This is a genomic window from Neorhodopirellula pilleata (assembly GCF_007859915.1).
GTDB classification, from domain to species: domain Bacteria; phylum Planctomycetota; class Planctomycetia; order Pirellulales; family Pirellulaceae; genus Rhodopirellula; species Rhodopirellula pilleata.
Genome location: NZ_SJPM01000036.1, coordinates 1 through 22036, shown reverse-complemented (window position 1 = coordinate 22036; position 22036 = coordinate 1). Strand labels below are relative to the sequence as shown.

The following is a 22036-nucleotide window of genomic DNA, read 5'->3' as shown; positions in this document are numbered from 1 at the left end:
CGCGGCCGTCCTTGAGGAAGGCAATGATCTTGTGAGGTGGCGACTTGTACTCGGAGATTTCTTTCGACATGCTGACCTTCCGTGGAGACCTCTATGGATCACACCATTAGAACATCTACGGAAGAAAAAGAAGACACCAAAAATCCGTGTCAACACCAAACTTTTAGCAGCCCAGGACTGTCCCACGACCCCGGTTTTGGGCGTTTGTCCGATAGGCTGTCCGATAAGCCCCTGCCAATTGTCCGATAAGGTTCCAAAATCTGCTTATCGGACAAATGTATCTAACATCTGGGGACACTGGATCTCATGGCAACACGGGCAGCTTCTCTCGCCAAACCAGACTGCGAAGGCCAGCACCCAAGGCAGCTTGGCTAGAAGATCAATGGGCGCGGCAAACGCGTGCAGCATAAGTTCCGCATGGGCTCCGATAAATCGGCAGCTGAGATAAGGGAGGCTCTGCTGCGGCGGGTCTGGGATATCGTGGAACGGCATACGGGTACCCAAGAACCGGCCTGGACCGATATCACGCTCGAGATCGCAAACCAGGTCGCCAAGGGCGCCGATCTGATTCGCGTGTCGACGGACGGGGCGCATGAAGCTCCACACATCTACCGTCGGCGATTGCAAGTTCTTCAGGACCGGGATTCGTTTCTCCGGCTAGCGGCGTGTTGATTTAATCGTAACCCGAAGCGTGAGCGAGGGATTCATCACCATTAAGTTCTTTGTATGTATCCCTCGCTCACGCTTCGGGTTTCGATGAGGACTAAATCAACAGCCCGCTAGCTCCGGCGGATGAACTGCGGTTCCAACAGGGCCCGACCGATCGAGAGCTCGCGTGTGATGGCACCGTGCGGGATGGAGGCCAAGTATCTGGTAACCGAGGAGGCTGCTTCTAAAATGAAGGGTGACCTTCGATTTTACAATCTTTTGCTACCGGAGGCAGACTGATTCGTTCGCAACCAATTCGAGCTTGCCGCTATCAGGCGTGTCGGCATTCACAGTAGGGGTTGTTGAATCACGGATGTTGAAGTTGTTGTCAAGGATTTGAAACAATAGAATCGGCTATTCACCAGGTAACACTTGCTGCGGCGGGAGAAGGGCTTCCTCGCACTCCGGGAAGAGGTTAAGGCTGGTCCAACAAATTCCGCACCGTGTTCGTTAGTTCGGTCAGGGTGAATGGCTTGTGGAGGAGGTTCGTCGTGGCCGATACCACCCCCTTCCGTATGACTATGTCCTCGGCGTAACCGGACATGAACAGCACCCGCATCCCTCGTTTCACGCCCGCGAGTTGTTCGGCCACTTCCCGCCCAGACATCCCCGGCATAACGAGGTCGGTAAGTAGCAAGTGGATCGGCCCCGAATGCGTCCCGGCGACTCGCAACGCTTCGGCCCCGTCCGATGCTTCGAGGACCGTGTACCCGTTCTGTTCGAGGACCAGCTTCGTCAGTTTCCTAACCAACTCTTCGTCCTCAACTAGAAGGACCGTTTCGTCGCCTTTGGCCGACAGCCGAAGTTCCTGCCTGTTAGGTGGGAGCAGTGGTTCATCGACCACCGGCAGGTAGACCCGGAACGTTGTTCCCGACCCGATTTTGCTCGTGACCTCGACATGGCCCCCGCTCTGCTTGACGATCCCGTACACCGTGGCGAGGCCGAGGCCGGTCCCTTGCCCGATCGCCTTGGTCGTGAAAAACGGCTCGAAAACCCGCGTCCGCACCGCCTCGCTCATCTCCGTGCCGGTGTCGGTTACGGACAGGAGGGCGTATCGGCCCGGCTTCACGTCGGGGTGCAGGCGGGCCGTGTTTTCGCCCAACTCGGCGTTCGCCGTGGCGACGACCAGCGTTGTGCCTCCGGGCAGGTAAATGCCGAGCACCTGGTTCCTTTGCTCGGTGGGCACGTGGTCCAACTTGCCACCGTGGAAGATCTGAAATGCACGGTTGCTTAGCAAGGATGCGACCGTTCCGATCGGCGACGAGAACCCCCTCGCCCACACTGTCAAGGACGGCCTCGAGTACCTGGGTCTTTTCCGCGAGGGCTTTCTGCTGCCACCGCTGTTCGTTGATGTCCAACGCCACGCCACCGACCATCACCTGCCCACATCCTTCATCGTGTTTCCGTCGTTCTTCTGCCATGCGTTCTCGGTAGATTTAGTTGCCTATAGTCTGGTGTAGTGTTTCCAAGCGATGTGGGTTTGTTTTTCGCTTTTGGCACGCGTAATGATTAGCGTCGTCGAAGTGGTTGCCGTGTTGACGAGTATCGTATGAAGCGAAAACGGGCGGCCGTCCGAATCGTCTGAAACCAGAACGGATCGCCCGCCTTTGAGTTCTTCCTTCGTTTTTGCATCGGTATTTTTGTCTGGCGCTAGTTTCGTTTTGTAAAACGCCAGTACCTTTTCGACCGGGTCGTCGGTAATCATTGTCGTCTTGCACACAATCGACTGGACTGTTCGATTGCCCTCACTGTCGACCGTGGCAGCGTCTGACATCTGAGCGCCGCTCATTGCGGACTCGGGATACGCCCATGGTGCGATGATGCCCATCAGCGTATTTGGCTCTTCAGCAACGGCTAAGCAGGTAGTAGCAGAAGTGCACACCGCGAAGAGCAGAATTGTGGCCGTCAAACGCATTGTGGATGTCTCGTGTTGAGGTAAACCGGCGACGGCCCAGGGCCTGTTTGGATTATGGGGTCGATGGAGTGAGCTCGCTCCGAAGCAACGAACCGCCTGGTGCGGAACTGAGCGTTAGGTAGTGTAGGAGGGGTTCCGGGCAACCGGACTCCTATCCCGATTGTCATTGTTCATCGCATTTATGGCGTAGTGATGGGAACGTTAGTCGTAGCATACGATTCATGTGGCTCGAAAACAACAAATGTTCGACGCGATCTTCTTCCGCCCCGATAATTCCGGCGGATGTAATAGTTGGATCCAAGAGCATTGTTGTCGATTCCGCCGCGGCTTAAGCATATTATGTAGCCCGGTGTCCCGAATAAGAATTCGCAGTCGCGACTTTCCGATTCACCATCGTCAAACTTCGTTACATCCACAGGAATCCACCCCAACTCGGGGAAATAGACCTCTGTCCAACGATGAAACCCGCTGGATTCGTGTTTAGTTCCGTAGTCGGCTAATTGGATACCGCCCACCAGTCTCGTAGGGATTTGATTCAGCCTGCACAGACTGGAAAAGACAAACGAGTATTCAGAACATGATCCTGCAGCCCGTTCAAGAACGGATTGGGAGTCGTCCCAAGTGTCGTCCATCACGTAGGTAAAGCGTCGCGATTGATACCACGCGATGTTTTCGATCAAAGTGCGTACGTCGGTCGCTTCAGTGCCGTTCTCATCTAGCCTCGCGTCTTTTGCTGCTGCAATCAATTCGGGTGAAGTGAGTGAGAATATCGGATCAGGAGAAAGGTAGACGTCCTTTATCTCCTGAGGAATACGATCCAATGCGGCAAGCGGAGCCTTCGGGGGATCGTACTGCACAGCGCGAGTATAGACGCTTGTCTCGTATCGCAGCTCATGATGGCCACCGGGAGGTATTGCAATGTCGCGAAAGACGGCGATCTCCTGACCAAACTTGTCTTTTACCACTTCGTCCGGCTGTTGCGACCACTCCAGATCGCTCACCACTTGAGAAAAGCCACGTGTCGGAATCGGAACATCAAATTCAACCATCGACTTATCCGTTTCTGACTCATTGTCGCTCTCCTGTATGAAGGTCATCTTCAAAGGCATTGACCAGGAAGAAACCAAGTTTGGCTCGGTTTTCCATGTGATAGGGCGAAGTCGGTTGTAATCCCCTTCATGCACGTACAAGCGATTTCGCTCCAAGAAAACAATCCCACCCGATCCACCTGATACACCAGGTCCAACCTGGATCTTTAATGTTGTTTCTCCGCTTTTGCCGCTAAGTTGATGGATACATCGGTCACCCATGTCAAGCACGAATAGGCCACCGGTGGTTACCGCCAAGTCAACAGGGTTGATGCCGTCATACGCAAATCGAAAGTTCTGCTTTCCGGTCCTCACATCAAGGCAGAGAATTGATGGAGATTTGCCAGCGTCAAGAAGGAACATCTGCTGCCCAACTGACGCGATTGAAATCAGGTTTGTCGTGCCCGCTATGGGGTGTGCAATCACCTTTCCGTTGACGACGCGGAGAGTGCGATCACGCGAGCAGTAGACGGGCGTTCCGTCAACAATTGCTACATCTGAAATAGCCCAGCCTTCCAAACTCTCAACTGGCGTTAGAGTGTTTCGAGCACCCGACGCGTAGAGCGTGCGTGCCGGGTGGTGAAAGACAAACAGCCGATTGTTGCTCGCACAAAAACCACGAATCTCCTTTGCTGCGAAGGGCAAAGAGTAGGTTGTTGTCTCGCTTTTCTGCGCAACAGCGGTTGCGATCGCAACCATTGACAACAAAACGGTAAACATCAATCGCGTTGTAGAGAAGGTAAGCATCTGCTGTTAAGGTTCCTTGCTTAAATGGCGACTAAAACTCGGTCGATGAACCAAGTAGCTAACCCCGGTTGGCCCGGCGATAAGGGCGTGAGAGGGTCCTATCGCTGGGTATGGCTTCGGCTTCTTCGGTGACACGCGGGGGTTATAGCCGAGGGCGTGGGGACCTCTATCCAGGTCGTCCGAGCCGCCAGTATGTGGGCTCTCCACGGGTGGGTCAAGCAAAATCAAGAACTTGTTCGCAGTGGCTGGATTTGCCCTTTTCAGAATGCGGCGAACAACCGGCCTCGTTGTGCCGTGAGTTTCGCGGAGGATGCCGGAGCCGATGTCGAGTGGACGTCTTGTCGACTCGGGTCAGTCCTGGGAAAGAGCAGTGGTTCTGGCTCCCGTTGAAGCGAGAACGACTATGCAGTCAGTTTGGCATGGACACGTTGGACCGACGAGAACAAAGTCGGTGATACGTCGAGGGGGGCGTTGGTCGTGATCCGCGCAAGAGAATCGGCGTGTGAATCGCCGGATAAAATGGATAGTGCAGCTGCCGCAATCATTGGCGACCGGCTCATGCCCGCGCTGCAAGCAACCAGCGTTCGGAACTCTCGCTCCATCAGTGATGCCAGACATTCGATAGCGGCGGAAACGATCGCGTCGTCGTTCGAGTCATCGTCCGACAGCGGAAATCGGCAGTAAATGATGTCGCGTCCAAGTACCGCAGGCGGTTCGTTGGCAGCCAAGTCCAGCACGGCCGCAAATTCACGATCGTAGATTTGCTTGAGGTCGCGAGCAGAGATCGCGTCACCGATATACAGCAGTCCGTTGTAGGCGACGCGTATCAAGTGTCCTCACCCCTTACCCGACGACGCGACAAAAATCGTGGGTATCTGACAAAGCGTTGAGGATCGCACGAGCGATCTTGCCGCCACCGCTCGCTGAAGGTTCAATCGGCGAAACCGATGAGTAGTCCGTGGTTTCATTGCAAATTGTACGCAAGTCAATCAGCGTTGTCCCAAGCTCGAAAGCAGTCCGTGTGATTGTGTCGTTGAACACGCAAAGTCCGGCAGTCTCCGACGAATCGAGTCCAGGCACGGTATCGTAAACCGTGCAAGTAACGAGTGGAAGTCGCAATTCGCGTAGGTCACGAACCAGCCGTCTATATTCGGTTGTGAACTCAGTCAGAAGTTCGGCGATACGCTGCAGAGACGAGCGGATGTCAACGGTCTCTTGTGAAAAGATATTGCCAGCCATCCAAAGAGCGTCGTTGCCACCGGCGCTAAGGACCAAATGTGTTGCGTCGTCGGGAATGCGTTCGAGCTGACGAAATACCGACGAAACGGTAGCGCCATCCAAAGCAATCAGCGTTGCGCGATCGCTTTCGGGAAGTAGTCGACGAATATGTTCGATGACAGACGGTCCCCCAGGCACGTACAGTGCGTTGTCAAAGATGGAATCGCCAAGTAGTACAATGTGACGTGTCAATCAAATCTCATTCGGGTAAGAAATTTTTGTAAGGCCGTAGTTCACGGTCTTACCTTGTCTTCTTTTCGCGCTGATGCTGCGTCCAACTGCTGCTTCTCTAGCACCTCGACCATCTCTTTGAGGGTGAGTTCGTCTTTCTCCCGTTCTGCTGCGAGCCGGAGAAGCTCCCAGTCCCGTTCGGACATTTTCTGCTTGGTGTAATTGGAAAAGAAGCCTGCGACGCGTGTCGTGATGCCAATGCAACGTGACTCAATCATCATCTTCGAGGTGCTGTTTATCGTATCCCTGGCGACGCACGACTGATGTTGTAGTGAACTGTTCCTGTTGCAGTTCCGTGATCGTATCAAGTGCCACGAGGGGCCGATGCGATCATGGTCGAGTTGATGATGCGTCGTTTCGATTCGTCGGGAGTTAAGATCCTGGCCGTATGCAACGTCCCCTTCCACAAGGGCAGCGTCGACGAGTAGGCCGCCGACGAATTATTGATGCAGATAATTTGAAACTCACTCGATGAAAATCACGGAGCACGCGTGGTGTACGGATGAAGCAACTCGCCTAGCGACCCGTGCCATCGAATTTTGCTTGCAACCGGATCCCAAACGTGCGATGCTGGATCTGAGGCAAGCGGGGGGGCAGCGACAAGCCTCTTTTGAAACGGCGAGAACACTGCGAGTGTCACCCAAGAAACCGAAGGTGCAGCCGGAGTGAGCACTTGTCTCTGGACCAACCAGGGAGAAACAAGGAGTTGCATTTGATCCGGTCATCACTTGTTTCTCGCAGATCAAACTTTTCAAAGCCTGACCACGTGAATCCTGGCATTATCAAACTGAAGTAACATCTTTCAGCTATGCAGAGAAAGACAACCACGACTTTCCAGACTTCGATTGCAGCCTTATTGATTGCGACCGCGGGCGTTGCGTTCCTTGCATCGATCGTAAGGAAGTCTCTTGAGAATAAGCCCTCCGCTCAGCCATTGATCGCAAAGACGCTACCATTCCGGTCGAAACGCGGCTTTTCCGACTCATTCGCAATGACGCCGCAGCGTCGTCATGCAGAGATGGAAAGACTCGTTAACACGAGGATGGCCTCGTTCTACCAATCGCTCGCAGAATTGATCGCGAATGGTCTCGGCGAAGACCCAAGTTTCGTCACGGTAACAGGTATCAACAGAACTCAACCGGACGGGCCCATAACGATTGACGTGCATTGGCGTGACTCACGCGCCCCTGATTCTCTCGTACTACATCCCATTGATTCAGATCTTTTCCGCGTCTCTGTTCCGTCCCCAGATGGTTCACCCGACCGTCCCTTAACGATAAACTTGCAAGCCATTGAAGATGGCGAGCCAAACGGCGGTTAACAAAGCGATGAGAACGGCGGTGGCATGTTAGCTTGGCCAGTTCAATGTCTTTGGCCGACGATACTTTAATCGTAAACCGTTGATGGAGCGTGGATGCGTGTTTAGGAACCTTTCCGTGCCCTGCTTGTTCGTGCTGGCGTGCCTGTTCTCCGGCATTTACGGAGCGCTGCACAACCAAATATCCTTCTCTGTCTCGGCTGAGTATTTCACGAAATTCAAGTTCGAGCAATTCAGCGTCTCACCTCAATTCTATGACCGTTGGGGGGGCTGTGTTGGTTGGCTGGCAGGCGTCATGGCGGATATCCGACTGAAGTAGTTGGATTTCGACATCACTAATAACCTTCGAAGAGCGGAATCATATGAACAGACGTGCCTCGAAAACACGAATGCCATTTCGTGTGGCTGCGTTTTTGCTAGGAGTTTTGTTCGTTGCCTGTGGGCTGTTTCAGCTGCTTGGCGGTCCGGAAAATTGGACTGAATTTGGATTTGCAATCGTCATTTCACTGACTGGTTCGCAGTTTTTATTCTCGGCGTTTTCAGAGCAATGGCAGACGCCATTCGCACTGTTGAAGTGGACGAGAACAGAGACGGTCAGACAAACGCCTGCACGATTTCTGTGCGTTGAACCGGTGTCTGTCGGGATCATGGGAGTTGAGAATACCCGCCATTTCGATTCGCCAGAATCAGCCGTCAATCCTTATGCACCGCCACGAAGTTTGCCGACGACAGCGGTGGGCCAGTGGGTGCCGACCCAGGAAGCGACGCTTCAAACCCTGGCTCAAAACTTCCGCGACGGTCAGCCATTCATTCACTACGGCGTCGTCTTCTTCCTCGATACCAACGACGACCAAACGATTCACGCTGCTCTTCCGCTTTCTTCATCATCGGACTCACTGGTGCAACGAAATACGAACGAAGCCATTCGTGTCTTGCCAGAGTTCCTGAGTACCCTGCCGAATGCCAGTTCAGCGGTAAGTGGTCGGAATTTGGTTGTTCGGATGATTTCAACGTATGACCACTTTCGTGATGAAGCCTGCACTCGTGTCGTCGTTCCGTGGGCTACGATACACGCTTACGGTGGCAAGCCACATGATTAACGAAAGTCGCCGTCGCTGGGCGGTTTTGAAATGATAATTCAACTCCCTCGACTCGGTTCTCGTTGAAGTTCCTCGATAAGAGAATCCTGGCATATGGCATACCGAGATCACTTGCTGGTTGCGATTTCGCTTCTGTTCGTTGGATGCAATTCGCAGAAATATGGTGCGGGCCACGAAGACATTTCATCGGAATGGACTCCTGAGGTTCTGTCGGAGCGTCAGGAAGACCTTTATCACTTCTTGCTGTCCGGACTCAAAGAACCGGAAAAGTACGTTGATCTGAGTGAACCGGATGGACGGACCTACTGTCTGACGCTGACTCCGATGGATCAATGGGGCGAAACGGGGGATTGGCAAGACGTACCAAACCGATTGCTTCGCAGACACCCAGATCTCACGACGTGGTACAGACCTGCCCAAGATGCCCCATTGCATCACGCGGATCCGCATAGATGACTGAATCGCTTACTCGCTCGAAATCTGCACCTTGGCTCGCGGTTTTCGTTGTTGCGGTCGGCCTATGGGGCATCCAGGCCGATTTTTTTCCGGTACGCCAAGACGTTCGCCCGAGTTGGTACGTCTACGGATGGCCAGTTTGCTTTGGGACTTGCTCGCGTGACCAATTCAGCCTGAACACCTTCAGCGGCACAGCCGCTAGCATCGATCTTTTCGCGTCGCTCGTGATGCTGATCGGGACATATTTCACTGTCCACCAACTGAGTGCGATGCGAATCCGAACATTACGCCACTTGTTCGCGATCGTCACGGGATGCAGTGTGCTTTTCTTCGTCGTTTCGGGTGGACTGCAGTCAACGTTGTCAATGATCGGTTTTCAACCGTCGCGTCCCGAGATTTCTGAGATCGCAGGAAACTTCCGACCGTTGCGACAGTTGTTATCACCGCTAATACTTCCGGGCATTGTAGTTGCCCTGTTTTCGGCTGGCTATTCCTTTTTTTTATGTGTGGCAAACATCTTCCACAACGCCTATTCTGATACGAGTCGTTTCGAACACGCGAACTAACGCTCCGGCAGAGAATGGCCGGAAACATCCGATGTACCGATGGATCGTTTTTGCGAACGGATGCTAAATTCCCGGTCCTCGGTGAGCGACATCCTTCCATAGGCAGCGGATACATAACCCAAAACTGCTCACAAACGGTGAGGCCGAGCTTGAGCCAAAGGGCGAGTCTTTCACCGACGTCTGATTCTCGCTGACCCCCTGGTTTTGTGATCTGCTTAACATGGCTCGACGTTTCCGGCCTACCGCCACGCTCTTCTGGATGCTGATCGCTACGGCTTGGATTTTGATTGCGTTCTCGGTACTTCCAATGCCTGTTCCTCAGACCGCGTATTCGCGTAGTCTTGACGCTAGGTCTAGGCTCTTCATGGAGTACAACGTGTCCGTTGCCGACGCACGGCGAACTTACGTCGGCTCGAGATCGAGGCCCGAACTTCCAGTTCTTGCTCTTGATGGCAGCGTGTCCCGAGCCTCTTGCAATCCACACGTCAGTCTGACGGAACTGAAGCTTGATCCGTCAAAATTTCGCGAGCTCATTCCTATCCTCAACGATTTGATTCCCGGCGAGTACAGTTCACATGTTGCGATCTATGTCCACTCCACGGCTTCGGGACGGGAGGTGATTCTGCGAGAGGCTAGCGTATCGCTGCCACATTGCGTAGTGTTTGATGAGTCGCAAGACTATCATTGTCCTCCCGCACCGGACAATTGAATACGTTCCTGAATACTGATACGACGACACCGTCGTTTCCACACTGAATGGTAAAGACGCGTTTGCTGTTACTTGCCGTTGCAATGATGCTTAGGCAAGGATGCGGTCGGCGTGCGAACGGACGGGAGAGAGGCAACGTCACTCCTACGCGTCCTTCCAACAAGCTTCGGTTGAACGTATGATGGGAGGTTATTTGGCCCGGTCATTTAGATGCGAACGCTGATGCCAGAGCGAACGAATCGATCGTGCTAACAAGCATGCCAAAGGCCTTTCCAACTGATTTGCTATGTGGATATGGAATCATGACATTGCACCTTCTTTTTTGTTCTCGATTCGTCGTACTCGTTATTGTACTAGGCTTCCACTTCAGCTCGATTTGCCCAGCGCAATGGCCTGATCGGCACGGGCCGACACTCGATGGCGTTGCTGCAGCCGAAGATGCTCAAGGCCTACCGACACACTGGACCTTCACAGACAACGTCGCTTGGAAAACAAGGCTCCACGATGAGGGGCATTCGTCGCCAGTCATTTCTGAAGGGAAGATCTGGTTGACGGCCGCGACGACCGATGGAACGAAGCAGTTCGTTATCGCCATCGACGAGAAAACCGGTGAGGTCCTTCATGATCGAGTTGTGTTCGAGAACAAAGAGGTCGAACCGCTCGGTGGGGCACAAGGGTTTAATAACTATGCCGCACCGAGTTGTGTGTTGGCTCCTGGAGCGGTCTATGTTCATTTTGGTAGTTACGGGACGGCAAAACTCGATGCTCAAACTGCGGACGTGATCTGGCAGCGACGCGATCTGAAATGTCAGCATTTTCGCGGTCCTGGCTCTTCACCCGTGCTTGTTGATAACAAGCTGATTTTGACGTTCGATGGTGTTGATCAGCAATACACCGTTGCACTCGACACCGCGACCGGCGAAACGATCTGGCGGACCGATCGTAGCACGGACTACGGCGACGTTGGAGACGATGGTCGACCACTTCGAGACGGCGACATGCGCAAGGCGTACTGCACCCCATTGGTCGTCAAGGTGGGCAATCAAACGCAAGTCTTATCGGTCGGTGCTCGGGCGATGCAAAGCTACGAGGTCGAGACAGGACGCGAGATCTGGACACTACGGCACAACAGTTACAACGCAGGGATCCGACCTCTTTGGTTAACCGATCTAAAATTGGTCGTCATCAATACCGGCTCGCGGGGTGCCCAGCATGTTGCGGTCAAGTTGGACGAAACAACTCGGGGTGACATCACCGATTCTCATGTCGTTTGGGTGAGGGAGCATGGAAATCCTCGGTTCGCGATGCCGATCGAACAGGATGGTTTGATTTTTCAGGTGACCGACAACGGCGTTTTGTCGTGCGTCGATGCGGCCAACGGTGATGAGATTCGCAAACTCCGATTGTCAGGCGACTACCGAGCCTCACCGATCCTAGCGGGTGAGAACCTGTACTTTTTTAATGAGAGTGGTCTCGGCAGCGTTGTTCAAGGGAATCGCGATTGCGAGACGCTTGCGGTCAACGACGTGCCCGAGATGGCCACCACAGCATGCCCCGCGGTCTCCGGCGGTGCCCTCTTCGTCCGCGGCAAAGAGTTTTTGTTTAAGATCGCGGTGTCATCAAAGTAGCGTGGCTCGACAGGATCCGTCGGTGGGGAACTTCGCTCGCTCGGAACGGCAATGAATCCGTGAAATTGCCCACGACATACCGCAAATCATCTACAATCGAGTAGAACACCCCCGAAATCCAGGTACGAATACAAACCTGTCTCGTACCATCCCACCTGTTACTTCGGCCCGCCCAAACGTGTTTCGACTCACACTTTGCCTCTTCAGCTTAACGCTGTTCTGTGGACGTATTTTCGGACAAGATCTTTCTCGCGACGATCGAGACTTGTTCGAAATTCATGTGCGTCCGATGTTAGTCGCCCACTGCATCCGCTGTCACGGTGATGAGAAGCAAGAAGGCAACCTGGCCCTCAGCTCCATGGCCGTACTCATCCAAGGAGGCGAATCGGGCCCCACGATCGTGGCTGGCAAACCGAATGAAAGTTTGATTTTAGAGGCTTTGCGACACGAATCGCTTGAAATGCCACCGGACAGCCAACTCGATACTGAGGTGATCGAGGGGATCGAGAAATGGATCGCCGCCGGAGCACCCTGGCCTGAGGACGTCGTACTAAAATCGCCTCCAAAACTCACTGAAGAAGATCGCGAGTGGTGGTGTTACCAACCGATCAACGATCCAAAACCGCCGGTCCTCACCGAATCTGATTGGTGTCGCAGCGAAATCGATTACTTCATCTTGAAGAAGCTCTCGGAAAAGGATTTGACGCCTGCCCATGAAGCGGACCCGGTGACGCTGGCGCGGCGAGTTCACTTTGCGATCACCGGGTTGCCGCCGGACGATGCGACGATCGCGGCGGCCTTGTCCGGCGACTTCGACTATGAAGCGCTAGTGGATCGATTGCTCGAAAGCAAGTCGTATGGCGCGAACCAATCACGGTTTTGGCTGGATCTGGTTCGCTACGCCGAAACCGACGGCTATCGCGCCGATGCCGGTCGCCCTGAAGCCCATTACTATCGTGACTACGTCATCGACAGCTTCAATGATGACAAGCCTTATGATCGCTTCATTCGCGAACAGATCGCGGGCGATGAAATCGATCCTGGAAATCGGGAAGCGTTGATCGGGACGATGTATTTGCGTCACTGGATTTACGAGCACAACAATCGCGACGTCGAGAACCAGTGGCACGAAATTCTTAGCGACATCACCGAAACAACAAGCGATGTGTTCCTTGCCCAAGGCCTCAAGTGCGCGCGTTGTCACGATCACAAGTTCGACCCACTCTTGCAGAAAGACTTTTTTCGTTTCAAAGCATTCTTTGCAGCGTTCCAACCGTCCGAAGACCACCCGATCGCTGACGTGCCGACGCGAAAGACTTACCAGGAAAAGTTTGCCGCATGGGAGGCCGCAACCGCCGATATCCGTCAGCGTCTGCATGAGATCGAGTTTCCGGTATTGTTGAAACATGCCACTCGTGAGGGTTTTGATAAGTTCATTCCCGAAATTCAAACGATGATTCGCAAACGGGTTCATCAGCGGGAACCGTACGAGCATCAAATCGCTTCGCTCGCGTCGAGGCAATTTGACTTGCCTTACGAAAAGCTGGATCAATGGCTCAGTGACGAGGCGAAGGTTGAGCGGCAGACATTATTAGCCAAGCTGGCTGAGTTTGACGCGATCAAACCGGCACCGTTGCCGACGATGAATTTTGTCGGCAGTGATGTCGGTCCCGTCGCACCGGTGACGTACATCACCGACGACAAAGATCAAAAGCCGATTGCTCCCGGATTCCTGACGTTGCTCGATCCGAGTGACGCGCAAGTTACGCCCATGCCCGAGCCGCTGAGGTCGACCGGACGCCGAACGGCACTGGCCGATTGGATCGCCAGCGAGCAGAATCCGCTGACCGCGCGCGTTTTCGTGAATCGTGTTTGGCAGCAACACTTCGGTCGCGGATTAGTCGAAACGTCCAGCGACTTTGGGCGTTTGGGGATTCCACCAAGTCATCCTGCACTGTTGGATTGGTTGGCAAGCCGATTCATGGAAGACGGCTGGAGTGTCAAGAAACTGCACCGACGCATTTTGACATCGGCTACTTACCGCCAAACATCGCTACGTCCGATCGATGACTCCGTTCGCGAAATTGATCCGGAGAATCGATTGCTGTGGCGGATGAATCCTCGACGATTGTCGGGCGAAGAATTCACCGACGCGGTATTGATGGCCAGTGGCGAAATCGAACGTACCCGACGCGCGATTTATAAACCGGTGAAACGAAACTCACCCGATCCGCTGCTGGCGGCGTTTGATGCGCCGGACCGAATCCGCAGCGTTGGCAAACGACACCGCACCACGACATCCACTCAGTCGCTGCTCTTGGCCAATGGCGGTTGGGCCCGAGATCGTGCGGCGGCGATCGCGAAACGGTTCCGAAGTGAGGATGCTGAAACATTCGTCGAAAAACTTTACCTGAGTCTCTTTGGTCGTTCCTCGAGTCGAGACGAAGTCTTGATGGCGACGGCGTTCTTGAATCAGTACGCAAGCGAAACTCCGGTCGATTCGTTACCCGATTCTGAAAAGCTTGCTGAAATGCCCGGCACCAAGGCGAACGGTACCAACGCGAACGCGGTCGACCTCAAGCCGGGAGCCCCGATCGCCATTTGTTTGCCCGCCTCTGATATGCTGCCCGATGAGGACTTCACCATCGAAGCGGTCGTGATGTTGCGGTCGTTGTACCCCAACGCGGACGTGAGGACCGTGGTGGCGCATTGGAACGGCAACCAAAACAGTCCCGGTTGGTCATTGGGCGTGACATCGACCAAGAGCGCCTACCAACCACGCAATCTGATTTTACAACTCGTCGGCAAAACCGAAGACGGCGACAAGCTTCATTATGAAGTCGTGGCGTCCAACTTGAGACCCGAATTGAATAAGCCGTACTACCTCGCCGCGCGAGTCAAACTAAGTGATACGTCCGACCAGGGAATTACGTTTTATTTGAAAGACTTGTCCGACAAGGACGCCAAGTTGCAAACCGCTCAGGCAACGCACTCGGTCACCCATGGGCTGCGTTCGGTGCATGACTTGACCGTCGGTGGGAGGTCGGACAAGCATCAGTGGGATGGCTTGATCGACAGCATCCGCTTGGAGTCCAAGCCACGGGACCTCGCCAAGCTCGCGCAGGCGGATTCGCCGGAAGGATTGCCTCAGTATCTCATCGATTGGCGATTCGAGAACCCTGAAAACATCGGCCTGGATTCCTCCGGCCATGGCAATCACGCTTTGGCAAAGACGGCGGCGCCAAACCATCAAACGCCACATGATCATGCACGAGTGGCACTCGTGCACGCCCTCCTGAATTCAAACGAGCTGATCTATGTTGACTAATCAGATGAATCAACCCAACGTCTCAAGGCGTGAAATGTTGTTCAACACGGGCGCTGGGTTTGGTGCGGTTGCGCTCGCGGGAATCATGGGTGACCAAGTCGGGGCCAACGAGTCGCAGGCCGCTCCCTCTCCTTTGTCGGCCAAGTTGACTCATCACGCGGCTCGGGCCAAGAGCGTGATCTTTCTTTTTATGGAAGGCGGCCCCAGTCATATCGATACGTTCGACCCCAAGCCCGATCTCGAAAAACTTGCCGGCAAACCTCTGCCGGATAGTTTTGGTCGTGTGATCACGGCGATGGGCGAGTTTGATTCGCCCGTATTGGCATCGAAACGAAAGTGGAAACAGCACGGCGAGGGTGGTCTTTGGATTTCCGATTGGCTGCCACACATGGCGACGCAGGCGGATGAGTTGGCGGTGATCCGCTCGTGTTGGACCAACGGCATCAATCACTCCGGTGGCGTCTGTCAAATGAACACCGGCACCCAATTCGCCGGCCGCCCATCACTGGGCAGTTGGGTGACTTATGGGCTGGGCAGCGAAAACGAAAATCTGCCGGCGTTCGTTGTCATGCAAGACAAAGGAACCGTGGTCAATGGTCCTCGTAATTGGGGAACCGGGTTCATGCCATCGCTGTACCAAGGAACCGCAGTGCAGATCGAAGGCGAACCCTTTGCCAACCTGACAAGACCTAAACAGGTCAACGATCGCCAGCAACGAGTTCAGCTTGATTACTTGGCCGCGATCAACCGCCGACACATGGAAATGCGTCCGGACAACAGCGAACTGGAAGCACGGATTCGCAGCTACGAACTCGCCTATCAAATGCAAACCCATGCGCCCGAGGCGGTCGACCTTTCGCAAGAGACGGCGGAAACGAAAACGCTATACGGAATGGATGATCCGCAGACTTCCGAGTTCGGACGCAATTGTTTGCTGGCGCGCCGCATGGTCGAACGCGGTGTTCGGTTTGTCCAACTCTATCACGGTGCTGGCAGCCAGTGGGACGCTCACAGCAAGATCGAGGAAAACCACACGAAGATGTGTGGCCAAATGGACAAGCCGGTCGCCGGACTGTTAGCCGACCTCCGGCGACGTGGTTTATTGGACGAAACGCTGGTCGTCTGGGGAGGCGAATTTGGACGGACACCGATGAGCGAGAAAGGCAACGGACGCGACCACAATCCGACCGGATTTACGATGGTGATGGCTGGCGGCGGTGTGAAAGCGGGGCAAGCGTTTGGTACCACCGATGATGCGGGGCTGCATGCCGTCGAAGATCGATTGCATGTCCACGATTTGCACGCCACGATTCTGTATTTGATGGGCATCGACCATCGCAAGTTAGTCTATTTGCACAAAGGCCGCCCCGAACGAATCGACAGCAATGAAGGCCACGTTTATCACGATATCGTGAGTTAGGGATCGGCTGTCCATGGATCGGGGGCTAGGCTTGTCGATCGGCCGCGACGCGGCAGCGTGCTGATGATTCAATGGTAACCCGCTGCGTAAGCGAGGGATAATTGATATTGACTCATCCCTCGCTCACGCTTCGGGTTACGATGCAGACGAAAACAACAAGTCGCTAGATTGCCGATGGCTATTGAATCAATCGGAGTGAACCCATGAAGCGAAGACTCTTGATCTTTTGGATACCTATCCTGTTCTCAGCGGCTCTGACGCTCGCCGTTGATGATCAAACATGGTTGAGTAGCGACGACGGTATGGACTCCGTTACTTCGCAACGAACACTTTGCCTCAATGGTGTCGTCGACAAATCCAATCCACCAATCAAGCTCGTATCGAATCAAAACGAAACCACGAACGAACCGTTGATCGCTTCGATCACCAACGAGACACTGTGGCGCAATCGTGATGGAACGAGTCAGACATGGTTTCATCCCAGAGCCTGCATGATGCCCGGCAAGGACGGTCAAGCGGTCGCTCTGATGACGCTTCAGCCCATCGGAGGTTCGGATTATTTTGGGCAGGTCCACTGGTCGATGTCGAGCGATCTGGGCAAGACGTGGACCGATCCTGAACCGATCGCCTCGCTAGACCGCGACCCGATTCCCGGCCGCGAAGATGATCTCACTGCGGCGGTCTGTGATGTCGTCCCCCAATACCATCCGAAGACAGACTCGGTGCTCGCAATGGGGCATGTCGTTTTCTATAAGGGTGACTATTTTGCGAGAAAGGAACAGCTCTCGCGTTATCCCGTTTACGTGACGCGCAATCGCGACGGGATTTGGTCCGAGCGAAAGGTATTGCAATGGGATGATCCCCGTGGGCACCACATCTACTCAAATGGTTGTGGCCAACGTGTCGTTTTGCCGGGTGGTGATGTGCTGATGTCATTCACCTATGGTCCTCGGGAAGTCAACCGCATGGTATCCGGGGTGCGCAATTCGTTCGATGGAGATCGCTTGAAAGTGAAAGAAGTGGGGCCGGCACTTCACAACAACAAAGGACGGGGCTTGCTCGAGCCGAGCGTCGCTCGATTCGGTGGAAAGTATTGGATTACCTTACGAGCCGAGGACAACCGTGGTTATGTCAGTGTCAGTGACGACGGGATTCACTATGACGAGAAGCGGGCTTGGACTTGGGATGACGGGAAGCCGGTCGAAATGTCGACGACGCAGCAACATTGGATGACGCATAGTGATGGGTTGTTCTTGGTGTACACGCGGCGGGATGAATCCAACAAGAATGTGATGCGATGGCGGTCGCCGCTGTGGATCGCCCAAGTCGACCTTGAACGACGATGCCTGATCAAAGCGAGCGAGTTAGTGGTGCTTCCCTTGGTTGGTGACGGAGTCGACGAGCCCGATCAGGTCGCGTTGATGGGCAATTTCCATGTCACCCACGCGAGTCCCGAGGAGTCCTGGGTTACGGTCGGTGAGTGGATGCCACGCAATGGCTACCGCGGCGACGTGCTGCTGGCTCGGGTGCGTTGGTCGACGCCGAATCGGTTACCGTTGTGGTAGCTCGGGTCGTTCGGCGAGATACGCCTGCACCGTTTCGGCGAGACTCGCTCCGACCGCCCGGTAGCCCGTCGTCGTGCTGGCGGGCGAATTCCAAATCGTTTCCAAACATAGGCTCACGGTGTCCGGGTTTCCATTCATGCTGACCCAATTGGCACTGATTTGTCGCCACAGAGGGTGATAGCTCGCACCGGTGACTTTGGGTTTGCTACTCATCGGGACCATCGGGCGTATCTGCCGAATGTTCGAATACGCCAAGTCGATGAATCGGTCTCGGAGACCAATCATCGGCTCCTGTAATAGGTCCTTCGGAAGGATATAGAAAAAAGTGGGATCGCCGGGAGCGGGATTGTGCAGATCAAGGAAAACACTCATCCGTTGTTCGACAATCAGATCCTCGATCATTCGCCGTGCCGCTAATGTCTCGTTCCAATGCGGTTGAGGTGACCAGTCGCGATTGTGATCGTGTGGGAGTGCGTTCTTGCCACCGTTTCCGGTCGCGGTATTGTCGACGTCCATGATCGGAATCACAAAGATATCGGCATGCTGACGCAACCACTTTGCCTTCGGATCATCGCTAACGATCCATTCAATGAACCCTTGCGCCACCCAACTTGAGCCGCTCTCCCAGGCGTGCTGACGAGCTTGAACCCACACACCGAAACGCTCTTTTGATGGTCGGCTGCCCTCTCGCACGTGCAGCATAGCAACGGGGCGGCCACCGCGAGAATGACAAAGTACCCCGGCGGTTGCACAAGAAGCACCGCTGGCGATCTCCTGCACGAACTTATCGGAGGTTTGGGGCGTGTAGGGCGGGCCCCAAGCGACATAAAGCGACGAAGCGTTCGGCTTGAGTTTGTAAATGATCGACTCGCCTTGGCGTTCCCCCGCGTCGGTGTGCAGCCATGAGTCGCCGTCAACCGAGTAGGTCGCTTGAGCTGGCATCGCCCACGACGGCGCGAGCGGTTTTTCCTTTCCAATCGTGGCGTCGGACCCTCGCACACGCAACGTGATCTCATCATTTGGACTGATCCCGTCAACGCGAAAGTACCACCAACAAGGCCAACCACGTTCGGGATCTCCTCCAGGCTTAAAACTGATAGCCCGCTCGTCTTGGTCAATCTTGACATCGCGAACCGACGCTCCTTCAAAGTCTGCGACGACGGTGAGCGGTTGCGTGGCAAGCTCCCGTTGAGACAACTGCGAGAACCGCATGAAGACGACTTCGCGGCGACCGCGAACGATTCCAATGAGGACGCCTAGATCGTCGTCATCCCAGACAATCCCCTGTCCCGCGATCGGTGCTGGTAAAGTAGCAACATGATCGAGTTCGCCACCGTCCGCCGGAACATCAAGGACATAAACTTCCGCATGGTCATGTCCGGTGACGAACAACTGCCCATTCGGCCCAAACGCGCCACCGGAATTGCTGTTGGGCAGAAAACGTTGAATCACTGACTCGGGAAAGGTCCACTGTCCGGTCACTTTCCAGTTGCTATCGTAGCGCACCAACTTGGTGCGGCGCACTTCGGCATCACCATAAAATGCATACGCGATCCACCACGTGTCTTGATGGCGATCGATCCAGTTAATCGCTCCCTGAGTCTCCGAGAACGGTTTGGATTCGACGTGCTTCAACGTTTCGGCTTCAAAAATCTCAACCGTATTTTTGAGCGGCTTGGCGGGCCAATTTGAATTCGCGCAGTACAGTTTCCCATCGATAACAACGCCGCTGTTGAGATGCTCGATCCCAGATTTTGCAGGTGCTTCCCAGCGGACCAAGAATTTCGCAGACTCCTTGTCATATCGACCGATCGTGCGATTCGAAATCGCATAAAGCGATGACGCATCCACGGCAACGGCTTGGTGCGCTTCGACGACCTGAATACTGCGAAGTGGCTGGATTGAATCCTCGGTCGCTGACAGGTCCGTTTGCACGATTGTCAAAACGAGTGCCAATAGAACGGATTGAATCGGTAAAGCGGCAACGGCATTTCGCATCATTTCAAGTTCTTTTGGGCGGGTTCGACGATGACAAACCTCGAGCGATCGCCATCAGGGTTGTCTTGGCGGGTCAAGTTTAACAAACCGGACTGACGTCGACACGAATGACAGCAGTGTTGTCGCGACAGCAAATTTTGAGTTCAGAGAATGCTGGTTGCGAAAAGAACGCCGGGCGTCGAAGATAGTTGTCTTGGTGGTTTGCTGCCGCGCTTGCGGGCGATTGATTGAATTAGCCGTACCGCGTTAGCGGCGGTTAACCGGACGCCAACCGGGGCTAGCAGCGTGTTGATTTAATCGTAACCCGAAGCGTGAGCGAGGGATTCAGCGCCATTAAGTCCTTTGTATGTATCCCTCGCTCACGCTTCGGGTTTTGATGAGGACTAAATCAACAGCCCGCTAACGCCCATCGGCTAATGGTTATCATTCGGGTTAAACCTAAAACAACAGCCCGCTTGCTCTTCCTTTTTTGAAAAGTCTTCTCGTCCATGCTTATCAGATTGTGTCTCGTTTGTTTGTCGTTCATCATCGTTTTGCAGAAGACCTCAGTCATTGCGGAGACTCCCGCGACGAAGACGCCTTCGTTCTCAGTTTCCGATTGGCCTTGGTGGCGAGGCCCGACCGGCGATGGGCACGCGGTCGGCCAACAAACACCACCATTGAACTGGACCTCAAATGAAAACTTGCTCTGGAAACAGCCGATTCCCGGTCGCGGGCATGCGGCTCCGACGGTGGTGGGTGATGCGATCTATTTGCCAACGGCAGATCGCGAGCGAGACGTCCAAACGGTGATTTGTCTTGATCGTGCCTCGGGCAAACCATCATGGGAAACGACGGTGCATCGTGGGGGACTGATGAAGAAGAACGAGAAAGCTTCCCAGGCTTCTTCGACGATCGCCTGCGACGGCGAGCGTTTGTTCGTGAACTTCTTGAACAACGGTGCGGTGTTCACCTCCGCAATCAGTTTGGACGGGGAGGTGCTGTGGCAGCGAAAAATTTCGGATTATGTTCTGCATCAAGGATACGGTTCGTCGCCGACGATTTACAAACATTTGGTTATCGTCGCTGCCGACAACAAAGGTGGCGGCGCCATCGTCGCACTGGATCGTCGCAGTGGCGAAGAGGTCTGGAGGCAAGCCCGCCCGAAGAAACCGAACTACTCTTCTCCCGTCGTGCTGAACGTTTCCGGTCGCGAGCAGTTGATCATGATTGGTTGCGATTTGGTCAGTGGGTTCGATCCGCTCACGGGAGAGAAATTGTGGGAGTTTCCTGGGGCAACGACCGAATGCGTTATCACGACCGTCACCGATGGCGATCTGATCTACACGAGCGGTGGCTATCCACGCAATCATTTGGCCGCTGTACGCGGCGACGGCAGTGGTGAGGTGGTCTGGGAAACGGGCGACCGTATCTACGTTCCTTCCCTGCTGATTCAGGACGACTATTTGTATGCGGTGTTTGATGCCGGAGTCGCGGCATGCTGGCGGGCCGACACCGGCGAGCAGCAATGGAAAGCACGACTGGGAGGGAACTACACGGCATCACCAGTGCTGGTCGGTGATCGCATTTATGCGACGAGCGAAGATGGCGAAACCATCATCTTCAGCGCCACGCCTGAACGATTCGAGAAGCTAGCCGAGAACAAACTTGCCGACGATGCCTTCGCAACGCCGGTGATCGTGGCAGACAGAATCTATGCGCGGATGGGTGTTCGCGAGGGAGACCAACGCCAAGAGTATCTATTTTGTATCGGCGAGTGATTGCCGATCACAACAAACCTTTCCCTCACGTCACGTTGAGGTTGACCGACCACTAGTATTCCGTCGCAGCTTGGTTTTCGGGTAGAAAAAGGTCTTTAAGCCCCTCTTCCCCCGAGACCACGGACGGTCGAATGTCAAACCGCAAGCTCTATCGTATCAAGCTGACAGACGAAGAACGCGAAACCTTTGCCAAGGTAGCCACCGGTAAACGTGGCAAGCTG

18 protein-coding genes are annotated in these 22036 nt (G+C 54.4%); 11 read left to right on the top strand and 7 right to left on the bottom strand.

The genetic code is table 11. The features are described 5' to 3' along the window. Positions 1–1123: 1123 nt before the first annotated feature. Positions 1124–1945 carry a response regulator gene (locus Pla100_RS29180; protein WP_231603772.1) on the bottom strand — a complete coding sequence of 274 codons (822 nt, stop codon included), beginning with the start codon at positions 1943–1945 and terminating at the stop codon, positions 1124–1126. Between Pla100_RS29180 and Pla100_RS31350 the strand changes: the two genes are divergently transcribed. Next, positions 1935–2168, top strand: a complete 234-nt coding sequence (locus tag Pla100_RS31350) for a hypothetical protein (protein WP_197168329.1) — start codon at positions 1935–1937, stop codon at positions 2166–2168. The two genes, Pla100_RS29180 and Pla100_RS31350, sit on opposite strands and share 11 nt — an antisense overlap. Here the strand turns inward: Pla100_RS31350 and Pla100_RS29175 are convergent. The 5 genes from Pla100_RS29175 to Pla100_RS29155 all read right to left on the bottom strand — a co-directional run bounded on the left by Pla100_RS29175 (position 2153) and on the right by Pla100_RS29155 (position 6188). After that, positions 2153–2536, bottom strand: coding sequence for a hypothetical protein (locus Pla100_RS29175; RefSeq protein ID WP_231603771.1), 384 nt, complete (start codon positions 2534–2536; stop codon positions 2153–2155). The two genes, Pla100_RS31350 and Pla100_RS29175, sit on opposite strands and share 16 nt — an antisense overlap. Positions 2537–2802: 266 nt before the next feature. Next, positions 2803–4431 carry a transglutaminase-like domain-containing protein gene (locus tag Pla100_RS29170; RefSeq protein WP_197168328.1) on the bottom strand — a complete coding sequence of 543 codons (1629 nt, stop codon included), beginning with the start codon at positions 4429–4431 and terminating at the stop codon, positions 2803–2805. A gap of 428 nt (positions 4432–4859) precedes the next feature. After that, positions 4860–5288 (bottom strand): protein-tyrosine phosphatase family protein, encoded by a 429-nt coding sequence (locus Pla100_RS29165; protein ID WP_146582725.1) that lies wholly within the window; start codon positions 5286–5288, stop codon positions 4860–4862. 13 nt (positions 5289–5301) lie between these two features. Further along, a complete protein-coding gene (locus tag Pla100_RS29160; protein WP_146582723.1) occupies positions 5302–5928 on the bottom strand; it encodes an SGNH/GDSL hydrolase family protein in 627 nt (208 codons plus the stop codon). 41 nt (positions 5929–5969) lie between these two features. Continuing rightward, positions 5970–6188 carry a hypothetical protein gene (locus Pla100_RS29155; protein WP_146582721.1) on the bottom strand — a complete coding sequence of 73 codons (219 nt, stop codon included), beginning with the start codon at positions 6186–6188 and terminating at the stop codon, positions 5970–5972. 250 nt (positions 6189–6438) lie between these two features. On the opposite strand from Pla100_RS29155, the gene Pla100_RS29150 reads away from it, so the two are divergent. The 9 genes from Pla100_RS29150 to Pla100_RS29110 all read left to right on the top strand — a co-directional run bounded on the left by Pla100_RS29150 (position 6439) and on the right by Pla100_RS29110 (position 18057). Beyond that, positions 6439–6636 (top strand): hypothetical protein, encoded by a 198-nt coding sequence (locus Pla100_RS29150; RefSeq protein ID WP_146582719.1) that lies wholly within the window; start codon positions 6439–6441, stop codon positions 6634–6636. A gap of 1281 nt (positions 6637–7917) precedes the next feature. Further along, the gene (locus Pla100_RS29145) at positions 7918–8385 is read left to right on the top strand and encodes a hypothetical protein (protein WP_146582717.1); all 468 of its coding nucleotides are present in this window, start codon (positions 7918–7920) and stop codon (positions 8383–8385) included. Positions 8386–8478: 93 nt separating this feature from the next. Further along, a complete protein-coding gene (locus Pla100_RS29140; RefSeq protein WP_146582715.1) occupies positions 8479–8841 on the top strand; it encodes a hypothetical protein in 363 nt (120 codons plus the stop codon). Next, positions 8838–9407, top strand: a complete 570-nt coding sequence (locus Pla100_RS29135; protein ID WP_146582713.1) for a hypothetical protein — start codon at positions 8838–8840, stop codon at positions 9405–9407. Before Pla100_RS29140 ends, Pla100_RS29135 begins: the two co-directional genes overlap by 4 nt. Positions 9408–9627: 220 nt before the next feature. Continuing rightward, a complete protein-coding gene (locus tag Pla100_RS29130) occupies positions 9628–10116 on the top strand; it encodes a hypothetical protein (protein WP_146582711.1) in 489 nt (162 codons plus the stop codon). A gap of 302 nt (positions 10117–10418) precedes the next feature. Next, the gene (locus Pla100_RS29125) at positions 10419–11744 is read left to right on the top strand and encodes an outer membrane protein assembly factor BamB family protein (protein WP_146582710.1); all 1326 of its coding nucleotides are present in this window, start codon (positions 10419–10421) and stop codon (positions 11742–11744) included. Positions 11745–12009: 265 nt separating this feature from the next. Continuing rightward, a complete protein-coding gene (locus Pla100_RS29120; protein WP_231603770.1) occupies positions 12010–15072 on the top strand; it encodes a DUF1553 domain-containing protein in 3063 nt (1020 codons plus the stop codon). Next, a complete protein-coding gene (locus Pla100_RS29115) occupies positions 15062–16492 on the top strand; it encodes a DUF1501 domain-containing protein (protein ID WP_231603769.1) in 1431 nt (476 codons plus the stop codon). The genes Pla100_RS29120 and Pla100_RS29115 overlap by 11 nt, the downstream gene beginning before the upstream one ends. Positions 16493–16695: 203 nt before the next feature. Then, positions 16696–18057, top strand: coding sequence for a sialidase family protein (locus tag Pla100_RS29110; RefSeq protein ID WP_146582708.1), 1362 nt, complete (start codon positions 16696–16698; stop codon positions 18055–18057). On the opposite strand, the gene Pla100_RS32055 is transcribed toward Pla100_RS29110, so the two are convergent. Continuing rightward, the gene (locus Pla100_RS32055; protein ID WP_231603768.1) at positions 18043–20058 is read right to left on the bottom strand and encodes a M14-type cytosolic carboxypeptidase; all 2016 of its coding nucleotides are present in this window, start codon (positions 20056–20058) and stop codon (positions 18043–18045) included. The two genes, Pla100_RS29110 and Pla100_RS32055, sit on opposite strands and share 15 nt — an antisense overlap. Before the next feature lie 485 nt (positions 20059–20543). Here Pla100_RS32055 and Pla100_RS29095 point away from each other — a divergent pair, with 485 nt between their 5' ends. Next, the gene (locus tag Pla100_RS29095; RefSeq protein ID WP_146582706.1) at positions 20544–21815 is read left to right on the top strand and encodes an outer membrane protein assembly factor BamB family protein; all 1272 of its coding nucleotides are present in this window, start codon (positions 20544–20546) and stop codon (positions 21813–21815) included. Positions 21816–22036: the final 221 nt, after the last annotated feature.